The following is an 18,870-nucleotide window of genomic DNA, read 5'->3' as shown; positions in this document are numbered from 1 at the left end:
CCAGAATGCAAAATAAGGAACACACCGGCATGATACAGGCGTTGCGTGCACCGTGGCCCGAAATCGAACCCTATGCCCATGGTTATCTGGATACGGGGGAAGGGCATCAGATCTATTGGGAGCAGTGCGGCAACCCGGATGGTGTGCCGGTTGTGTTCCTGCATGGTGGTCCGGGTGGGGGCTGCTCACCCTCCCAACGGCGGCTGTTTGATCCGGCGCGTTACCGTATTGTGCTGTTTGACCAGCGTGGGTGTGGTCGTTCGCTGCCTCATGCTTCGTTGGAAGCAAACACAACATGGCATCTGGTTGCAGATATTGAGCGCCTGCGTGAAATGTGCGGGGTAGAGAAATGGGCCGTCTTTGGTGGCTCATGGGGTTCTACATTGGCATTGGCTTATGCCGAAACACATCCAGACCGTGTAACTGCGCTGATGCTCCGCGGTATCTTCACCCTGCGGCGGGCCGAATTGCTGTGGTATTATCAGGAAGGTGCCTCCTGGCTTTTCCCTGATAAGTGGGAGGATTTTCTGGCACCGATTTCACCCGCAGAGCGTGGGGATATGATGGCTGCGTACCGCAAGCGCCTGACATCTGATGATCTTGCTGTTCGTTTGGAAGCGGCTCGGGCCTGGAGTTTGTGGGAAGGGCGCACATTAACCTTGCTGCCATGCCCGGAAATGGAAGTGCAGCATGATGAAGCCGATTATGCGCTCGCATTCTCCCGTATTGAAAACCATTACTTTGTGCATGGGGGCTGGCTGGAAGAAGGTCAGCTCATTCGGGATGTCGGGCGGATCCGCCATATTCCTACAGTGATTGTGCAGGGGCGTTACGATATGGCAACGCCGGTACGCACAGCGTGGGATTTGCACAAGGCATGGCCGGAAGCCGATTTCCACTTAATTGATGCCGCAGGCCATGCCTTGTTTGAGCCCGGTATTTTGACGGCGTTGCTGAATGCAACAGACCGTTTTGCGCGGGAACTGGCATGAAACGCCAAATAATTGCGTGCGCCCTCATAATGGGTGGAGGAGCCAGTGTGTCGCTTGGTGGTATTTCCGCAGCTTATGCTGCTGATGGATGCCATAAGTTGGTAGCACGCGTGGCGTTGCGGAATGATCAGGGCTTTCTGAACATTCCTGTGAGCGTGAATGGCCATGCTGTCAGCATGATTGTGGATACAGGTTCGGAGGGGAGCCTGATCTCACCTGAGGCTGCCTCACTTTTTGCCGCCCAGCGGGATAAAAGTGTGCACACGGTTGTGCGGGGCACCGGGGGTATTGGGCGGATTGTGCCCAATGCAATTGTAAGATCCTTTCGTGTGCAGAATGTCGAGTTTGGCCCTGTTTCCATTCCGGTGGATACATTGCCCGCAGTGCCTCAAACAGAGCCTGAAGTAGAGGGCCTGATGGGGGGAGATCTGCTCTCCCGCTATGATGTGGAATTTAACGTGGCGGAGGGCACTCTGTTTTTCTGGTCTGCCAATTCAGCAGATTGCACTGGGCCGGAAGGGTGGCGTTACATTTATCGTGCGGTGCCGTTGCAGGCAGCAGGCCAGCGGGTGGTGGCGGAAGTTACTTTGGATGGTACAAAGCTTAAGGCGCTGGTGGATAGCGGGGCACGCTCACGCATTGTCTCAATAGGTGCGGCGGAGCGTATTGGTGTTTCTCGCCAAGCTTTGGCGGCTGATCCGGGTGGAATGACAACCGGGGTAGATGGGCACCAGCAGATTTATCACTGGCACAAGTTTCATTTGTTCCAGATTGGGCAGGAACAGGAAAAATCTCCGGTTCTTACGGTTGCCCCCGTGCATGATACCGTAGATATGCTTTTGGGATCAGATTGGTTTGCTGCGCATCGTGTCTGGATATCTTACCGCACACATACGCTGTATGTCATGCCGGCACCGCAGGCGCACCGTTAATATAAAAAACAAAAGGCAGAAGAACATAATTTCTTCTGCCTTCTGAGCGTTAGATTATTCGCCTTTCAGGCGCTTGTTGCATTCGCTGTAATAACCGCCGCCTTTCTGAATCCATTTCATGTTGCCATTGGCATTGCTGGATTTGTTGGTGTGGTACTGATCCAGGCAGGTTTTCATGCGGGCTTTACCAGCGCTGAGCTTGGAATACTGAGGATCGACCGCAGAAGGGAAGGTCGCGCCAGAAGCACTTACAGCAGCAGGTGCTGCCGGTTTGGCAGCTTCTGGTGCGGTTTCTGCTGGTTTGCTGGTGGTGGTTGGAGCTGTTTCTGCCGTGGTGGCATCACAGTTGGCGGCTTTAAATGCTTTAAATGTCTGGCCGTTAAGCGTGTTTTCCGCTTTGGCTTCCTTGAATTTAGCGTGGCATTCCTTGGCCGTCAGTGCATGGGCGCTAGGAGCGGCAAGAGCAGTTGCGCAACCAAGCAGTAATGCAGTCAAGCCGGTGCGTGCAGAAAAGTTCATAAAATAAAACCTCATGCAAAGGGGCGAATCAAAAAACGACCCGATGCCGTTTTTCACTCCCATAAATAATAGTATCGCAAACTGTGGCAGCGAAATGAATGGGGGATGCTATTTTTATAAGAAAAACAAAAACCCCCTCCCAAATAAATGGGAGAGGGCTTTGTATAACTGGTAGAACCCGAAGTGTTTGCAAAAGGGTTAGTCGTTAATACGTTCCCCATGTAGGGACATATCCAGACCTTCCAGTTCTTCATCCGGTGTAACGCGTAGGCCGATAACCAGATCAACCACTTTCAGAATGATGAAGGATACAACAGCACACCATACAATGGTCACCAGCACGGCTTCTGACTGAACAATAAGCTGATGCACAGACCCCGTAATGCCGGAGGGGTTTGAATCTGTTGCAGAAAGCGGACCATAGGCAAACAGGCCGGTCAGCAGCGCACCAACAATACCGCCTACGCCATGCACGCCAAAGGCATCCAAGCTGTCATCATAGCCCATCATGTGCTTCAGGGATGTGGCACCCCAGTAGCAGACAACGCCTGTAATCAGGCCGATAATCAGCGCGCTGCCCGGCAGCACAAAACCAGCGGCAGGAGTGATAGCCACCAGACCGCCAACAGCACCAGAAATGACACCCAGCACAGTTGGTTTGCCCGAACGCAGCCATTCAATCAGCATCCAGGATACGCCAGCACCAGCAGCAGCAATCTGGGTGGCAGCCATGGCCATGCCTGCGCGCCCATTGGCACCCACAGCAGAACCAGCATTGAAGCCAAACCAGCCAACCCACAGCAGGGAAGCACCGATAACGGCATATGTCAGGTTGAAGGGAGAGAGATCATCCTGCCCGTAACCTTTGCGACGGCCCAGCACCAGAGCGCACACCAAACCTGCAACACCCGCGTTGATATGCACGACTGTACCACCGGCAAAGTCTGCCGTGCCAAGGCCACCCAGCCAACCAATAGGGCTCCAGACCCAATGGGCGATAGGGGCATACACAATGAGAGACCAGATGATGGAGAACACGCACATGGCGCTGAACTTCATACGTTCAGCATAGGCACCGGAGATTAGGGCCGGGGTGATGATGGCGAATGTCATCTGGAACATCATGAAGATGCTCTCAGGAATGGTCATTGTCGTGGCGTTGGGGGAATCTGCGCCAAGGGTAAAGCCGATATCCGCACCATTGTGAATGTTGGCGCCAATACCGTTCAGGAACATACGGCCCAATCCGCCAATCCACGGAGACCCGGTGGTGAAGGCGAGGGAGTATCCAGCAACCATCCAGACAATGGAGATAATGCAGCACAGCGCAAAGGATTGCATAAGTGTCGCCAGCACGTTTTTCTTACGTACCATGCCTGCATAAAACAGGGCCAGACCAGGGATTGTCATCATCAGCACAAGGGCGGTGCTGACCAACATCCATGCTGTATCACCTGTATCGATAGAAGGAAGGGTATCTGCCGCGTGACTGGATGTAGCACCAACGTGGAAGAGGATACCGCCTCCAATAAGAGTGACCATTTTGGTCAACGGGTTTATGTGTTTTTTTGCTGTCATAGTGACATATTGCCCCGGCATGTTGATGACAGTCTCCAGATATATTGTTTTGGCGCTATGTTTGGTTAATGTAAGAATTTAATCATATCTTATCCGGAACAATATTCAAGGTAGATTCATTTTTACCGGATTAAAATTAGGTAAAGGCAGATTATAATAACCTGTTTTTAACTATGATCCATGGGTCCAGTTATGTAAGCTGAGTGACATAATGCGTCATAGCTGGTTTATGAGCTGGTTCCAGCATGACAGCAGATATCAACAATATCGTCGTAAGTTTTGAATATCCTGTTGGACAGGCATGTATTGCGCATGAACTGCTAGGCTCAGGACTCATTGATATCTGAGTAGGTTGAAGATGAGCGACCTTTACTAGTTGACGAACAAATAAGTGGATCGTCTGCGCTCTTTGCCTTTCGCGGTTGTCGAGTGGACAGGATCAAGCTTCTGATGTGGTATGGTCAGAGGTTCGGTCTTTATTACAAAGTGCTGGAGAGAGGATGCTTTCCGTGGCCTCTCCCGGCAGAAGGCGTTGCATGTCTGACAGCCGCACAGATGGCGCTGCTCTGGGAAAGCATGGAGTGGAGACGCCCCTTCTGGTCGGCGCCACCGTTTCGCGTGGCCTGATTTTTATGCGTGATATTGCAGAACCTGGAGGGTTCGAAAAACCCTCTGCTTTCTTTGATGTTGAAGAGCGTCTTGCCCGGTTGAGCGGGCTGGGCGATCAGCTCGAAGCGTTTTCCCGGACTGTGGATTTTGGAAGTGTTCCACCCTGATTTGGAGGGGCTCAGGCCTATTCAGACAGGACCAAAGATGGACGTCCACCGTTTGCTCCGGTTTGACGCGATTTTGCGAACGCCGGTTATCTGCTCATGTCAGGCCAGAGCCTGGACACGACATTGGTGGCAGTTCCCAAACAGCGCAATACTAATGCTAAGAAGACGGATCTCCGGCAAGGATGGATCCTCCAAGACTGGCGGGATAAACCGTCACAGTTGTCCCATAAGCACCATCATGCGCGTTGGACGCTGAAGTTCACGAAGGCGAAGCCGTAGGAGGACGGAACGATCCCGTCAACGGATCTCGCTATGCCTTTCTTTGGCTACAAATCCCACATCTCTATCGACCAGAAGTTCAGGCTGATACGGAAATGGAAAGCAACGGATGTAGCCGTCGGTGATGGTGTCAGGCTGCACGAAGGCCTGCGGGATAAAACCAATACGACATCAACAGTTTGGGCTGATATTGCTTACCGGTCCAAAGCCAATGAAGATTTCATGGAAAAGCAGGGTTTTGTCTCAAAAATTCATCACAAGAAGCCACACATCAAACCCATGTCCCGGCATATCCAGTGGTCTAACGCAGGCAAGTCAGTCATCCGATCCCGCGTCGACGCGGAAATCTCACAGAAGGGTTGTACATCGGGTTAGATTATGAAAAAGTCTGTTTTGCACAAAAGAAATTTTCGTAAGCTATAAGAAAACCCGATGCAGACAGAGTGTAGCGCAGGCGCGTATGAGTTTCCAGCCTCCTGTGGACGGCGTGTTGTGGCCCGTTTTGACGGGGGTCGCATGAGTTCGGATGGGGGCGTCATTCTGGTGAAGCAGGCTGATGACATTCTGGGTCTCAGCCGCCGCTTTGCTGCCTGTTTTCGCGATGAACGGCATCCCGGCTTTGTGGAATACCGGGTTGAAGACCTTGTCCGTCAGCGGATCATGGGCCTGGCACTGGGCTACGAAGACCTTAATGACCATGACGCTTTACGTCATGATCCTGTCATGGGTCTGGTATCGGGACGTCTGTCAGGAAGCCGGGCCAACTGTGCGGCACTGGCAGGAAAATCCACGCTGAACCGGTTGGAGCGCAGTGGGCAGCAGGCAGATCGTTACTGCCGCATCATTGCTGATCATGAGGCCCTGGCTACCCTGTTCGTGACGCTTTTCATGGACCAGCATGAGCGCGCACCCGCCCGGATCGTTCTGGATGTGGATGCCACCGATGACCGTATCCATGGCCATCAGGAAGGCCGGGCCTTTCATGGATATTACGGCCATAACTGCTATCTGCCGTTATACATCTTCTGCGGGGACCATCTCCTCAGCGCTACCCTGCGCACGGCAGACAGGGACCCGGGGAAGGAAGCACTGGCAGACATCCGCCGGATCGTGAAGCAGATCAGGAGCCGCTGGCCCCGGGTGCGTATCCTGGTGCGTGGGGACAGCGGTTTCGCCCGGGACAGTCTGATGACATGGTGCGAAGACAACCACGTTGACTTCCTGTTTGGGCTTGCAGGCAACACCCGCCTGTATGACCGGATTGCCTCTTTGTCCGCTGAGGTTCGTGACGAAGCCGCCACGACAGGCAGAGCTGCGCGCGGTTTCGCCTCCTTTGACTGGATCACAAAGGACAGCTGGACGCGCCGCAGGCGGGTGGTGGCCAAGGCCGAATGGCGCCACGGCAACCGCTATCATCGCTTTATTGTCACCACGCTACCGCAGGGAATGTCCGACCCCCGCCATCTCTACGAACAGATTTACTGCGCACGCGGGGATATGGAAAACCGCATCAAGGAATGCCAGATGGATCTGTTCTCAGACAGGACCTCGTCCCACACCATCCGGGCCAACCAGCTCCGGCTGTGGTTCTCGGCCGCAGCCTATGTCCTGCTGACCGCTCTGCAAAGACTGGCCCTTGGCCAGACCAGCCTGGAGACGGCGACCTGTGGCACCATACGCGCACGACTGCTCAAAATCGCGACACGTGTAACGCTCAGCGTCCGTCGGATTGTCCTGTCCATGCCGGACATGTTCCCCTGTCAGCATGAATTCGCCCTCGCTCATGCACGATTGCGAAGGCTCCGGCAGGCCATCTGAAGAAACAGACAGTGCACAGACCACATAGCTTCCACCAACACTGCCTTCTCAGGCCGTGACACCCTCACTGCGTTCAGAACCCGCCGCCAGAAGCAGAATATCGTCAATATTCCAGATCGGGCTCCTGTGGGATGACTGAATTCTACAAAATGACCCGAAATTTCCTCAAGTGTGAGAAATCCGCGTCGAGCATGTCTTTGCCGACCAGAAATCACAGATGGGACTGTTCATCTGGACAGTGGACATCATCCGTACCACCATGAGGATCGGGCTGGCCAATATTGTCTATAATATGCGTCGCTTTCTATTCCTCGAGCGGATTAGCGCCATCGCGTAGCAATTCAGAGTATAGTCTCCACTCTGCCTCAGATGCAGAACAAATATCATCGCAAAAAAACCATCAAGACCTGCTCAGTGACCTGAAATCAGGATAGTGCGGAATTAATCAAAAGTTCTTCGATCCCTTCACCTCAGGTAAGACACGCAAAAATACAAACGTCGAAATCGTATCGAGATCATGTTCGGCAGACTCGATGGTTGGAGACACATCGTAATACGTTACGATAGATGCCTCACCGCCATGTTGAGACTATCAGTTTTGAGTCGAGGGAATATATTTTAAATAATACTTATAAATATAAGTAATTCCTTGCCTGAAATAATAATCAGGCAAGGAGTGTTATTTTAATTAGTAAGGCAAAATAGTTTTCATATTTTTGATTTTGTTGTGCACAATATTCAAAATGGCATCAGATATCTGTTTATATACGCGGCGCTCATAATGAGAACCGCCAAAACTTCCATCTTTTGCCAGATCATTTTCAGATTTCACAAATTGATGCGCATCTATGAAATCAACCCCAAATTCGCGGGCTACAGGTAGTGTAAGTTCGTTAACCTGACCGAAAGCAGAAAGAATACCCAAGTCTCGTCCCACTTTGCTGTTTAGGCCAACAATGATAATGGTTTTTCCAGCACGTTTTAGGCGGGTGAATAAAGTTCTCAAATCTTTAACAAATATATCTTTGTTAAAGCCACCAATAAATGAAAATTCTGATCTAAAAAAGTTCCACTGATCCCTAGTCGTGTTGGGGAGTTTGTCTTGAATTTCCTCATAAGGAACGCTGGTATAATCGAACTTCTCAAATGGGCCACCGGGCAAGTAATAAGGAAGCGCGTAAGTTCCCATAGGGATAGTCATGCCTGTGGTTTTAGAACGGTAGAGCCCATGGAAAGTTTCTTGGCCAAATGTAAATACATAAACATCCGCTGTTTCATCCCAAGTGGCTGTGGCAAACCTATTTTCAGGAATACCAGGAAGTGCCGCAATAATTTGGCGGTTGATCGGACGTTCAAGTGCTTCATTGACTAGTGCAGAACGTAGAGTCGTCGCAATTTCCCAACCTTCATACGGGTAATTGAATTCTTCTTTGGTTTCTACATCTGTCCGTAGGAAGTGCGCTGTCATCATCATATCACAAGCACCACGCAAACATACTGTAGGTCGCGGTGCTGTTCCAGCTATACCATCATCTGCATGGTCAATATCAGGTACAAAGCTGACCCAATCAACCAGCGGCATATCTAGGCGGCTAGCTACTTTACCTTGAATCTCAATATGTTTGCGTCCAAGTTTTTGCCATACAGCTTGCTCCACGCCCATATTCATGGTGCGGCATGAGAACAGGAAGTGCTTGCAAGTATCACGCTGAATGAAATAGAAACCGCAAATCCCATAGTTACCATAAGCATCAGATACTTTTACGTAACCTACGTTGCTGTTGAACTCTTCCTGTAATTCGGCTTCAAAAATTTTTCTCGCTTCTTCAATATCTTCCGGCCAGCGCTTTTTTGTAAAATTCAGCTGATTTGTACGATTTACAAGATCATGAATACGCGGGAATTGCTGTTCAATATCTGTATGGAAACTAATCCGGATATTACTGTCGCGCAAAAAGCTGATGTTATCGCCGCCCATAGCAGACTTATCTTTCTGCTTTGCTTCCAGCACACGATACTGTTTGAGGCGTTTGCAAGTTGGGTCGGGCTTACCTTTAAATTTGGGGTCTGCCAATAGGGTTGGGATGATGGTTGGCTCAGCGACGTTAATGCTCGGAACAAAGTGCAGTGCTTCGTTAAGGTTTGTTACATTATCGTCAATAAATAAAATGCTGGCAGGACGTAGCTGAATTTGCTCAACGATGTCCTTAATCAGCGGGCCTTTAGGCCCCCATTCAATGCGCGGGAAGATAAATTCGTCCCAAACACCAAGCTCTTTTAACTTGCTTTCTACATTCGAAAAATCATTCCGAGAGCAGATGGCATTTACAATCCCCCTGCGGTTTAATTCTTTTACAATATTAATGTTTTCTGGAATTTGGGTAATTTCACCTTCAGACAAAGTACCGTTCCAGAAGGTGTCATCTAGATCCCAGATAACCAAGCGGATACCTTCCTCTTTAGCTTTGGGAGGAGCCAACGGCGCAATGAGTTGATAAACCAAATATTGGAAGCCTGGTTGCTGACAGCTTCCAAATAGGCGAATTTCGTCTCCTAATTTATCGGCTATATTAAATATCCAAGAACACTTACCTTCCGCAGAAAATATTTTTAAGCCATTATCATCAAGTTTCCAGCTTATTTCTTGGGGATGATTGTCCCACCCTGTAATCAGGCCATCTGGGGTAAATCCAAATGTGGTAGATTGCACAGGATGGTTAGCTGGTCCCCAAGCCCAAGAATGACCGGTTAATTGTTCAATGGTTAGAATTTCATTTATTGGAGTAAGCATATAAGATTCTCTATTAAGGAAAGATTTCTACCTCTTTTGATTATAAAATATTTTCAGAAATTGTAAACAACGCCATTTATACACTAAGAGCCCTTTTGGAAATTCGCTATGATAGGTTTTCAAGAGGTTTTGAGTGTGATTCAAAGGCAGGATGTGGACGCCAGCACAACGAGGCCGCATGGCCGGAATTACACGCAAGACGAAACGCTATCCGTCTGATCTGACAGATGAGGAATGAGAGCGCATAGCGCCTCTGATGCCCCCTGCGAACCGGCGTGGTCGGAAACGGACAACCGATTTCCGTGAGATCATCAATGCTCTGCGCTATCTCGTGCGCTCAGGCTGCGGTTGGGAGATGCTTCCGGTTCATTTTGGCCCATGGCAAACGGTTTACTGGTGGTTCCGCAGGCTGATGCGCCGTTTCCTGTTCCAGACCATTCATGATGTCTGTCTGATGCTCGACGCGGAAATCTCACAGAAGGGTTGTACATCGGGTTAGATTATGAAAAAGTCTGTTTTGTACAAAATAATTTTTCATAAGCAATAAACGAACCCGATGCAGACAGAGTGTAGCGCAGGCGCGTATGAGTTTCCAGCCTCCTGTGGACGGCGTGTTGTGGCCCGTTTTGACGGGGGTCGCATGAGTTCGGATGGGGGCGTCATTCTGGTGAAGCAGGCTGATGACATTCTGGGTCTCAGCCGCCGCTTTGCTGCCTGTTTTCGCGATGAACGGCATCCCGGCTTTGTGGAATACCGGGTTGAAGACCTTGTCCGTCAGCGGATCATGGACCTGGCACTGGGCTATGAAGACCTTAATGACCATGACGCTTTACGTCATGATCCTGTCATGGGTCTGGTATCGGGACGTCTGTCAGGAAGCCGGGCCAACTGTGCGGCACTGGCAGGAAAATCCACGCTGAACCGGTTGGAGCGCAGTGGGCAGCAGGCAGATCGTTACTGCCGCATCATTGCTGATCATGAGGCCCTGGCTACCCTGTTCGTGACGCTTTTCATGGACCAGCATGAGCGCGCACCCGCCCGGATCGTTCTGGATGTGGATGCCACCGATGACCGTATCCATGGCCATCAGGAAGGCCGGGCCTTTCATGGATATTACGGCCATAACTGCTATCTGCCGTTATACATCTTCTGCGGGGACCATCTCCTCAGCGCTACCCTGCGCACGGCAGACAGGGACCCGGGGAAGGAAGCACTGGCAGACATCCGCCGGATCGTGAAGCAGATCAGGAGCCGCTGGCCCCGGGTGCGTATCCTGGTGCGTGGGGACAGCGGTTTCGCCCGGGACAGTCTGATGACATGGTGCGAAGACAACCACGTTGACTTCCTGTTCGGGCTTGCAGGCAACACCCGCCTGTATGACCGGATTGCCTCTTTGTCCGCTGAGGTTCGTGACGAAGCCGCCACGACAGGCAGAGCTGCGCGCGGTTTCGCCTCCTTTGACTGGATCACAAAGGACAGCTGGACGCGCCGCAGGCGGGTGGTGGCCAAGGCCGAATGGCGCCACGGCAACCGCTATCATCGCTTTATTGTCACCACGCTACCGCAGGGAATGTCCGACCCCCGCCATCTCTACGAACAGATTTACTGCGCACGCGGGGATATGGAAAACCGCATCAAGGAATGCCAGATGGATCTGTTCTCAGACAGGACCTCGTCCCACACCATCCGGGCCAACCAGCTCCGGCTGTGGTTCTCGGCCGCAGCCTATGTCCTGCTGACCGCTCTGCAAAGACTGGCCCTTGGCCAGACCAGCCTGGAGACGGCGACCTGTGGCACCATACGCGCACGACTGCTCAAAATCGCGACACGTGTAACGCTCAGCGTCCGTCGGATTGTCCTGTCCATGCCGGACATGTTCCCCTGTCAGCATGAATTCGCCCTCGCTCATGCACGATTGCGAAGGCTCCGGCAGGCCATCTGAAGAAACAGACAGTGCACAGACCACATAGCTTCCACCAACACTGCCTTCTCAGGCCGTGACACCCTCACTGCGTTCAGAACCCGCCGCCAGAAGCAGAATATCGTCAATATTCCAGATCGGGCTCCTGTGGGATGACTGAATTCTACAAAATGAACCGAAATTGCCTCAAGTGTGAGAAATCCGCGTCGAGCACCTTGTAATAAAGGCAGAACCCCTGACCGTCCCACGTCAGAAGCTTGATCCTGTCCCCCCGGCGACCGCGAAAGGCGAAGAGAGCGCCCGATGTCGGGTCCTGACGCAGCCTGTCCTGTGCAAGTGCGGCCAGCCCCGATATGCCCTTGCGCATATCCGTCACCCCGCAGGCCAGATAGACGCGCACACCGTTGCCCACGCCAATCATGCTGTCTCGGCAATCCGGATGATCTTCGCCAGAAACTCTTCTGCAGGATGTCCCGTCACCTTGATACTGCGGCCATTACGCAGCATAATGGCCAGCCCTTCATTATCATCGCCAGAGACCAGAGCAGGTGTCTTCACTGCAGCGACAGGAACAAACGCCACAGACTGATCCGGGGAAGACAGTCTGTGGCGGAAAGACGTCCGCCATTGGTAAAGATGTTGACGGGTCAGGTCATGCCGACGGGCCACATCCGATACACTTGCCCCGTCCACACCAACTTCAGCCAGTATCGCAAGCTTGCGTTCATCCGACCAGCGGCGACGGCGTTCAACGCCAATCAGGATTTCTTGAGCCATAGCTACCTCCCAAACAACGTCAATAACGACGTCGTTAACGACGGTAACTTACCACTCACAATCCTCACTCATAAGGCGGTCTCAAGCGGCCGCTTACGATGATCCGCTGGCGTCGCCTTGTGAAGGACTACGAACAGCGGATCGACGTCGCAGAGGCCATGATCCACATCGCCATGGGAAGCCTCATGCTACGCCGAAACGCTCATCCGTGAATTTCCAAAAGGGCTCTAAGAGCCCTTTTGGAAAATCGTAATCTGACGCCAAATCAGCCTCACTGAGCGCACATATAGCATCAGGAAATAACGGATTTCCGTCATTCTCGTGTTAATGTAGAGGTCTCGTCCATACTTATTTCGGCGTCATCGGCCTTTTCCAAAAGGGCTCTAAAAAGCAGAATGGGTATTGATTATAAAGGAGGTGCTATGCCAAGTATTCAAGATAGATCATGAGTAACTTCCCATAATATTTTTACGCAGATTATTTAATATTTTAATAACATGGATCGTATTATTTCAAACTTATTAATGGAATGATCTTCCAGCCGTGCTTTGTGTAAATTACTGGGGCATCATCTGTTGTATCGTAAATAATTTCTCCAGGTTTTGCTGATGTAGTTTGTTTTATTTCCTCTTTGCTCTTGAACGGTAGTTTAAGAGTATCCCCAATGGTGACTTTGCCATTGATATTTGCGTCATGTTTGGTGGTTAAAGACTGAATAGTCAATTCACCAGTATCTTTTATAGAAAAAATTGAATTATTATTTTGAATTTTATTATTTTCTTCTTTTTTTATACGATATTCCAAGGCATGCTCTTTGCTTTCGTAGCCCAAAATGTGTTTGTTAAGACTAGAAAAAGTACCATCTGCGGTCAAATCTAGATAAGTGTCTGCTTGAGTTCGAGCCCATGAGTGAATGCCGGGTTGAACGAATACAGAAGCAGAAGCATCAAAAACCGTATTATAAATATGTGCAGGAGCAGCAAAAGCGGCGCCAATTTCTGAGCAGGCAGGTACTTTATTTCCGTTGTAGTTCTCAGGATATGTAGGGATATGACAATTAGATGAAGCAGAAAAAGCAAGGCCGATTTGTGCTTTTAATGGACCAAGATATAACCAATTAACCGACGCATCGTTAATCTTGCGTGTTCCAGTAAACTCAAAACGAGGCAAAATCCCGCCACTCGTGCCTCCTTGGTCACTTACAAATAGATGCTGCATACCGGAACGCGGATCTACAACACGAATCATCTGGTGAGGGGCGAAGAGTGTATATGGTTTCCAGAACGGCGCATATTGTTCCCAAAGGCCATTGGATGCGAGTTGATTGATGCGGTGGGCTGTTTGTGAAGCATAGCTAGTGGCTGCTAAATCATAACCAACAGCGTTTAAGTTGTGTTCTGCTACAAATTCTACAGTTGAAAGCTGCCCGAATGACGGAGCATTGCGATCTCCGTAAGTATAGTCGAGGCCTTGGGTTTCATCTAGTTCCTCAGCTGTCGCCCAAGACCAGCTCAAGCCTTTTTTGTGTAAAACATTTTGGAAAGCATAGTTTTGCTGCCCGTATCCTTGCATTCCATCATCTTCAAGAAGGTTGCTCAAGCTGCGTGTTGAAGAAATCGCCTCTGGGGTAACAATCGTATTAATATCAATATTACGTTTATTGATATGGTCTATGGAATTTCTGCCATGTACCGGATCATTATTTACATAATTGACCGAGAAAGAAGGTGCTGTATTGTCAACACGTCCTTGATCGACACGGCCTAATGTCAGAGTTGGTAAATCCCGAGGAGGAACACTCAGAGTGGGAAAGCTGTCTCCAGCGTATGGGAAGGAAAGACCTGATAATGTGGATTGAGGAAACATGGAAGTATCTGCCTCTAGCATATTGATAACGGCAGATGCTGATGTGTAGGGCGTTGTTGATTTATCTAGATAATTGGGAAGTGTAAGGGGAGGACTATTTTCAAAAGAATAGCTTAATGTTTTATCTAAATAAAAATATGGAGAAGGTGCAGAAAAGACAAGATCAAATAGTGTTTGAATATTTTTTTGTTTTGCAGATGTGTTTGCGTCATTCATTATACTTTGAGACGTTTCTGCAGGAAAGACATTGAGTGAAGTTGTGTTTACACGAAAACATGCAGCTTTATGGAGCGGATCTGCATCATTTTCAGCGTGAGGATTAGGGCTCCAATACTGCTTTCCCTGATAGTTTTTTAGATTTTTAGCATATTTCTTTACGATAAAATCTGCAATAGATCCGTTTTTGTTAACTTTTGTAATTTCTATAACAGAGCCATCATTATAAACGGTTGCTATATCACCGATTTGCCATCCGCTGCCTGTGGCATCTTTTACCCATATACAGGGCACAATAGATGTTGTCGAATATTCCGAAATAGAATGCGATGATGTTTGTGCAATTCCAACAGAAGGAAATAAAAGAGCGCTCATAGAGATAAGAGAAATTTTGATATTCATGATAGTATCCTTTTATAAAAAATAGGAATTTTTTACTATTCAAAGTGAATATTCTAATTGTTATGTTGGAAAGCCATTTTCGCTCCAATTTTGCGCTCTAAATACTGGAGTAAGAATATCTCGCACGCCATAAGCATTCATATGATAATGGCCAGAACCTCCGGCTGCGTAGGTGTGTTCATACAAATCATTGTCTGTGCGATCAGGCATATTTCTGACTGCATTTTTACTAACTACAGAAGCATTAGCAACGCAGAGATTAAAAATACGCAATCTATTGTAGCCCGCCCATTCTAGGCGAGGGGTAAAGGGACTTCCAAATCTAATTATAGTTTCATCGCAAACATATTGATAACCTGTGCCTAGAGTGTTGAGATGTTCTGGTTGCCAGTTTGTATGCGAAAGAGGCACCCATATTGAAAAAACAAGGCGGCTTCCCTTAACCATAATATTAAAAAGAGCAGGGAAACACGGAATAGGAATATTTGTTATTCGTTTTTTATCTTCATCTGGGTGTGTGCCATCACTCCAAGAATAAGCAATAAAACCGCTGTCATCGTCAAAAAATACATGTAGTTTATTGGAGTAGGGTGGATGAAATGCGCTAGAGTATCCAGAGCTGAGATTCAGAGAAAGGAAAGCAGGCTTTTTTTCTAATTCGAATGCAAGAGCAAAATCTGTACAATTATTGGCAGCAATCTGATTTTCGTTTTCGCAGGTAGGAAAATCCCAATAATTATGGGGAGTTTCCGAAATATAAGAGCCAAAAGATGGTAGGCCAGATCCTTCTTCGGGGATTACACGTGTAAGAGCGAGTTCACAGGGATCAAATCCATCACGCCGCATGCTATGCCAGCGGTGAAAATCCAGATAACCAAATCCTTCTCGTTGCGCATATGTACGCAACCACTTGATGATACCGTCCAGACCTTCCTGATATTCTTGTGTTGCATAACCATTAATAGTGGATGCCTGAGAAGGGTGATGCGTTAAGCCTAAAATAATTGATGGTGATTTAGGTGCGCTTAAAAAGAAAGCGATTAATTCTTTCACATCAAGAGGGTTGAAATTTCCAACGTCATTACCACCACTATGCAGAAGAAGCAGATCGGGCTGATAATACCGGACCGCTTCTTTCCAATTCATGTTTTGTGGTGGATTTATCCATTCGGGTGCTGGAGTAACTTGTGAGTTCATATCCTTCCAAGACCGTCCACCTGCAGCTGCATTGATAAATGTAAATCTTACATGTGGGATTTGTTGTTGGAGTGTTTCCAACCATGAATAAGTAGCATTCTCTGTATGGCAAACCATATCACTTGCGGTTGCAAATATACTATCTCCCATAACCATAATGGTTGCTTGTTTTTTCCGACAAGCTTTATGGAAAGCTGTGAGATGTTCTGATCTCACAGTAGCTGGAAACATGGATGGTGGCGCTAAATAGGTTGGATGAATACCTTTACGCCGACCGTTCTGAACCTTGGCATTCCCTTGCAAAATAAGACGGTTTATAGCACCTAAACCACTTCCATGCGTGCTTTCAATAAAAGAAGCTTCCGATGGAATTTGGAGAGTTTTTTTAGATTGCGATGATATTTGTGAGTTTTTTTCAAGTAACGAGTTTAAGGATAAAGATATATTTTGGGTCATATGAATATCCATCTAGTAAAAATCAAATATATAGTTGCTCTAGATAGGATGTTTTGATTTACCTAGAGCAACTATATAAAGTAACTTATATGTGGTCTTGGATGAGTTTTTTTATGCTTTCATTTGTCGTCTGCTCGTAATCGGCTTTTAAAGCGGCTTTCAGAATATTAAGATCAATGTTCTGCCTTAGAAACCGCATATGAATGGCGGTGGAGTTTTGCAAGAATACATCGCTTTCGTAAAAAACGGTCTGTGCAAAACGGTGCCAGAAAGGCCGATCATGATAGAGTTCCGATAATGTGGGATCCCGAATAATTTGTAGGATCAAGTCTTTGGCATCAAAAGTTCTTGCTACGGCCTGAGCGCTCCCCGCGAAGTAACGGTCTCCTACACCTTCAATCCAGCATGCTTGTGGGTCAAAGTCACATACCGCTGTAGGCGCAGATGTTTCAGTAGCAGTGGTTTTTGCCAAGTTGGAAATGGAAGAATTCTCGAATAGCACATCAGGGCGTATAAGGGCCATTGTGCCTATAGCGGCACCTTTTCGTTCTGTAGCTTGGTGCGTCAGATCATATAAACCTGCAATACGGTGCCACATACGCGCCTGATTTTCCACGCCTGAGCCAGCATTTTTGTAAAATGCACGGAACTCACGTCCGATATCATCCATATATTGGTTTTCTGTAGAAATATTAATGAAAATATCAGAACTATCAAAACCGCAACTTTGGGCAATTTCGTGAAGAAGCTCCAGACTTACAGTTTCATTAGAATAAGATGCTTTCTGAATGGCTTCTGCCGTGGAGGGTAGAAGATTACGGAACTCTGCAAGTGTATGGATATGATGTTCGGTTAGAATTTTCTTGATAGGTTCAGGAACCCGATGAGCAAATTCGCTCGTAGGGCTTCCATCTTCAATCTTTTTCTGTCCCGTCTGATCCCAAGTGGAAATGCCGATACTAACCGTTTTGCCTTTAGCCCGCCAATCTTGTGTATCTTTATAGAGATATTCCATAACTTTGGAAAAACTGCCACGTGGATCACGCATTTGGCCAAATATACCAATAAAGAGGTGGTTTTCTCCCCCTACTTTAGGAAAAATGGCATGACGTGGTTGCGCAAGGAATGGCACTCCCCGAATACTTTGTAGGGGCAGACGTTTTCTGTAGCGAGAAAGAACTTCTGTTGCCCATACATTCGTGCTGAACAAGGAGCTAAAGTTAAAAGCTTTCATATCTCCTTCTACAAAATTTTTGCAGAAAGAAGATTTAAGGAATATATCAAGAATATCATTAAATTTATCTCGGTAAGAAAGATTTTTCTGAGAAAAAATATCAAAATATTTTATAAAAAGCGGATGATAAGCAAGTTTTGTAACAATAAATTCTTCTTTTTGTAGGATAAGATTAATTTCATGCCGCTTCTCAAAGGAGACGGCCAAATGAAAGGCTATGGCAGCTTTGTCAGGGTCCAAGTCCGTGATATGTGTAGCAAGAAATGCAACAGTTAAACCGCCAACATCCGTGTTCGGGACGGGGGTATGCCACATAATTCTTTCGATGTGGTGCCGGAAATCGTTCGCATTTCCAGAATTGGGACGAATAAGGCCTGCGATGAGAGCGTTAAGGGCATGCGGTTCCATATGCCATCCTGTAGAATTGCCTGTCTGCCTGTGAAGAAACTTTGTATTGATTTCCAGTAAATGTTTTGTAAGCCCTTGCGTCAGACTTTCCCACAAGGGGTCAAAAGGCCACCAGCTTTCACGGGGGGGAAGAGAATTATAAATTGTGCAGGCTGCGGCAGGATTATTCGTCAAGCGCAATGTTTCTGCTTGGATTAGTTGGATAATGGGATCATTGAGTATTTCTGGCGGTAAACTTTTTAAAAACTGTATCTGGAAATCCAGGTCAATCTTGCGTGATAGATTAAGAAGCCCAATTTCGAGACAAAGACGATGACTAAGACCAAAAAAGCTTATGAGACGATTGAGAATAATGAAAATTTCACGATAATTTTGGTCTGACGTTAGGCGGATAAGACCTTCAATGATTTGCTCCTGAATAGCTTTAATGGCTGCAGAATGCTGGCTATTATCTTCAGGGCAAGTATAAGAGCATTCAATTAACCGAGAAAAAGCTTCTTGTATGTTTCCTGCATTAACAAGATCTAGAACCTCTTGTCGATTTTTTAGAACTTCTTCGTAATCCATCATACTTGCCTTTATCATTTTCTCAGTGGGATATTACGAAAATCAATGCGGTTCCGCTAGGGTTTGTTTATGCCATAACTATAATCGGCAAAATGGCAAATTATTCTCTATGATTGATAAAGTTTATCAATACGCAGCAAT

At 47.9% G+C, this 18,870-nt stretch carries 13 protein-coding genes and 5 pseudogenes; 10 read left to right on the top strand and 8 right to left on the bottom strand.

What is annotated here, in order from left to right:
* The first annotated feature begins 5 nt into the window (after positions 1-5).
* Both pip and A4S02_RS07250 read left to right on the top strand, forming a co-directional pair.
* Positions 6-992, top strand: coding sequence for a prolyl aminopeptidase (pip, locus tag A4S02_RS07255; RefSeq protein ID WP_070324209.1), 987 nt, complete (start codon positions 6-8; stop codon positions 990-992).
* Positions 989-1,924 (top strand): retroviral-like aspartic protease family protein, encoded by a 936-nt coding sequence (locus A4S02_RS07250; RefSeq protein WP_070323363.1) that lies wholly within the window; start codon positions 989-991, stop codon positions 1,922-1,924. The genes pip and A4S02_RS07250 overlap by 4 nt, the downstream gene beginning before the upstream one ends.
* 54 nt (positions 1,925-1,978) lie before the next feature.
* Here the strand turns inward: A4S02_RS07250 and A4S02_RS07245 are convergent, their stop codons facing one another.
* Together A4S02_RS07245 and A4S02_RS07240 are read right to left on the bottom strand one after the other, a co-directional pair.
* Positions 1,979-2,506: a hypothetical protein gene (locus tag A4S02_RS07245; RefSeq protein WP_099046887.1), complete on the bottom strand. Its 528-nt coding sequence runs from the start codon at positions 2,504-2,506 to the stop codon at positions 1,979-1,981.
* A gap of 135 nt (positions 2,507-2,641) precedes the next feature.
* Positions 2,642-3,985, bottom strand: coding sequence for an ammonium transporter (locus A4S02_RS07240; protein ID WP_082246865.1), 1,344 nt, complete (start codon positions 3,983-3,985; stop codon positions 2,642-2,644).
* A gap of 486 nt (positions 3,986-4,471) precedes the next feature.
* On the opposite strand from A4S02_RS07240, the gene tnpB (A4S02_RS16395) reads away from it, so the two are divergent.
* The 5 genes and pseudogenes from tnpB (A4S02_RS16395) to A4S02_RS15640 all read left to right on the top strand — a co-directional run.
* Complete coding sequence (gene tnpB / locus A4S02_RS16395) at positions 4,472-4,648, top strand: IS66 family insertion sequence element accessory protein TnpB (protein WP_408736029.1); 177 nt, start codon at positions 4,472-4,474, stop codon at positions 4,646-4,648.
* Between the two features lie 5 nt (positions 4,649-4,653).
* Positions 4,654-5,448: pseudogene (locus A4S02_RS07230) on the top strand (IS5/IS1182 family transposase); the annotation flags it as partial.
* Positions 5,449-5,508: 60 nt separating this feature from the next.
* Positions 5,509-6,894, top strand: coding sequence for an IS1380 family transposase (locus tag A4S02_RS07225; protein ID WP_070323361.1), 1,386 nt, complete (start codon positions 5,509-5,511; stop codon positions 6,892-6,894).
* Positions 6,895-7,075: 181 nt separating this feature from the next.
* Positions 7,076-7,231 (top strand): annotated as a pseudogene (locus A4S02_RS15645) (IS5/IS1182 family transposase); the annotation flags it as partial.
* Positions 7,232-7,372: 141 nt separating this feature from the next.
* Positions 7,373-7,516: pseudogene (locus A4S02_RS15640) on the top strand (IS5/IS1182 family transposase); the annotation flags it as partial.
* Positions 7,517-7,582: 66 nt separating this feature from the next.
* Here A4S02_RS15640 and A4S02_RS07220 read toward each other — a convergent pair.
* The gene (locus tag A4S02_RS07220; protein WP_228142317.1) at positions 7,583-9,685 is read right to left on the bottom strand and encodes an HAD-IIIC family phosphatase; all 2,103 of its coding nucleotides are present in this window, start codon (positions 9,683-9,685) and stop codon (positions 7,583-7,585) included.
* A 151-nt stretch (positions 9,686-9,836) separates the two neighbouring features.
* Here A4S02_RS07220 and A4S02_RS15030 point away from each other — a divergent pair.
* Positions 9,837-10,160 (top strand): annotated as a pseudogene (locus tag A4S02_RS15030) (transposase); the annotation flags it as partial.
* 81 nt (positions 10,161-10,241) lie between these two features.
* Positions 10,242-11,627, top strand: a complete 1,386-nt coding sequence (locus A4S02_RS07215; RefSeq protein WP_070323360.1) for an IS1380 family transposase — start codon at positions 10,242-10,244, stop codon at positions 11,625-11,627.
* 142 nt (positions 11,628-11,769) lie between these two features.
* On the opposite strand, the gene tnpB (A4S02_RS07210) is transcribed toward A4S02_RS07215, so the two are convergent.
* Both tnpB (A4S02_RS07210) and tnpA read right to left on the bottom strand, forming a co-directional pair.
* Positions 11,770-12,027, bottom strand: a complete 258-nt coding sequence (gene tnpB, locus A4S02_RS07210) for an IS66 family insertion sequence element accessory protein TnpB (RefSeq protein ID WP_099046886.1) — start codon at positions 12,025-12,027, stop codon at positions 11,770-11,772.
* Positions 12,024-12,383: an IS66-like element accessory protein TnpA gene (gene tnpA, locus A4S02_RS07205; protein WP_070323187.1), complete on the bottom strand. Its 360-nt coding sequence runs from the start codon at positions 12,381-12,383 to the stop codon at positions 12,024-12,026. Before tnpA ends, tnpB (A4S02_RS07210) begins: the two co-directional genes overlap by 4 nt.
* Before the next feature lie 98 nt (positions 12,384-12,481).
* Between tnpA and A4S02_RS15525 the strand changes: the two are divergent.
* Positions 12,482-12,595, top strand: a pseudogene (locus tag A4S02_RS15525) (IS5/IS1182 family transposase); the annotation flags it as partial.
* Positions 12,596-12,890: 295 nt separating this feature from the next.
* Here A4S02_RS15525 and A4S02_RS07200 read toward each other — a convergent pair.
* The 3 genes from A4S02_RS07200 to A4S02_RS07190 all read right to left on the bottom strand — a co-directional run bounded on the left by A4S02_RS07200 (position 12,891) and on the right by A4S02_RS07190 (position 18,732).
* A complete protein-coding gene (locus A4S02_RS07200) occupies positions 12,891-14,867 on the bottom strand; it encodes a hypothetical protein (RefSeq protein WP_070323359.1) in 1,977 nt (658 codons plus the stop codon).
* Between the two features lie 60 nt (positions 14,868-14,927).
* Positions 14,928-16,520: an SGNH/GDSL hydrolase family protein gene (locus A4S02_RS07195; RefSeq protein ID WP_228142316.1), complete on the bottom strand. Its 1,593-nt coding sequence runs from the start codon at positions 16,518-16,520 to the stop codon at positions 14,928-14,930.
* An 85-nt stretch (positions 16,521-16,605) separates the two neighbouring features.
* Positions 16,606-18,732 (bottom strand): hypothetical protein, encoded by a 2,127-nt coding sequence (locus tag A4S02_RS07190; protein ID WP_228142315.1) that lies wholly within the window; start codon positions 18,730-18,732, stop codon positions 16,606-16,608.
* Positions 18,733-18,870 lie beyond the last annotated feature (138 nt).

This window comes from Acetobacter ascendens, from assembly GCF_001766235.1.
Lineage (GTDB): Bacteria > Pseudomonadota > Alphaproteobacteria > Acetobacterales > Acetobacteraceae > Acetobacter > Acetobacter ascendens.
The sequence above is the reverse complement of the archived record's forward strand: the minus strand, read 5'-3'. Positions and strand labels throughout refer to the sequence as shown.

Coding starts and splice junctions, on each gene's coding strand:
- pip (WP_070324209.1), top strand. CDS start 6: ATGCAAAATAAGGAACACACCGGCATGATACAGGCGTTGCGTGCACCG.
- A4S02_RS07250 (WP_070323363.1), top strand. CDS start 989: ATGAAACGCCAAATAATTGCGTGCGCCCTCATAATGGGTGGAGGAGCC.
- A4S02_RS07245 (WP_099046887.1), bottom strand. CDS start 2,506: ATGGGAGTGAAAAACGGCATCGGGTCGTTTTTTGATTCGCCCCTTTGC.
- A4S02_RS07240 (WP_082246865.1), bottom strand. CDS start 3,985: ATGGTCACTCTTATTGGAGGCGGTATCCTCTTCCACGTTGGTGCTACA.
- tnpB (WP_408736029.1), top strand. CDS start 4,472: ATGTGGTATGGTCAGAGGTTCGGTCTTTATTACAAAGTGCTGGAGAGA.
- A4S02_RS07225 (WP_070323361.1), top strand. CDS start 5,509: ATGCAGACAGAGTGTAGCGCAGGCGCGTATGAGTTTCCAGCCTCCTGT.
- A4S02_RS07220 (WP_228142317.1), bottom strand. CDS start 9,685: ATGCTTACTCCAATAAATGAAATTCTAACCATTGAACAATTAACCGGT.
- A4S02_RS07215 (WP_070323360.1), top strand. CDS start 10,242: ATGCAGACAGAGTGTAGCGCAGGCGCGTATGAGTTTCCAGCCTCCTGT.
- tnpB (WP_099046886.1), bottom strand. CDS start 12,027: ATGATTGGCGTGGGCAACGGTGTGCGCGTCTATCTGGCCTGCGGGGTG.
- tnpA (WP_070323187.1), bottom strand. CDS start 12,383: ATGGCTCAAGAAATCCTGATTGGCGTTGAACGCCGTCGCCGCTGGTCG.
- A4S02_RS07200 (WP_070323359.1), bottom strand. CDS start 14,867: ATGAATATCAAAATTTCTCTTATCTCTATGAGCGCTCTTTTATTTCCT.
- A4S02_RS07195 (WP_228142316.1), bottom strand. CDS start 16,520: ATGACCCAAAATATATCTTTATCCTTAAACTCGTTACTTGAAAAAAAC.
- A4S02_RS07190 (WP_228142315.1), bottom strand. CDS start 18,732: ATGATGGATTACGAAGAAGTTCTAAAAAATCGACAAGAGGTTCTAGAT.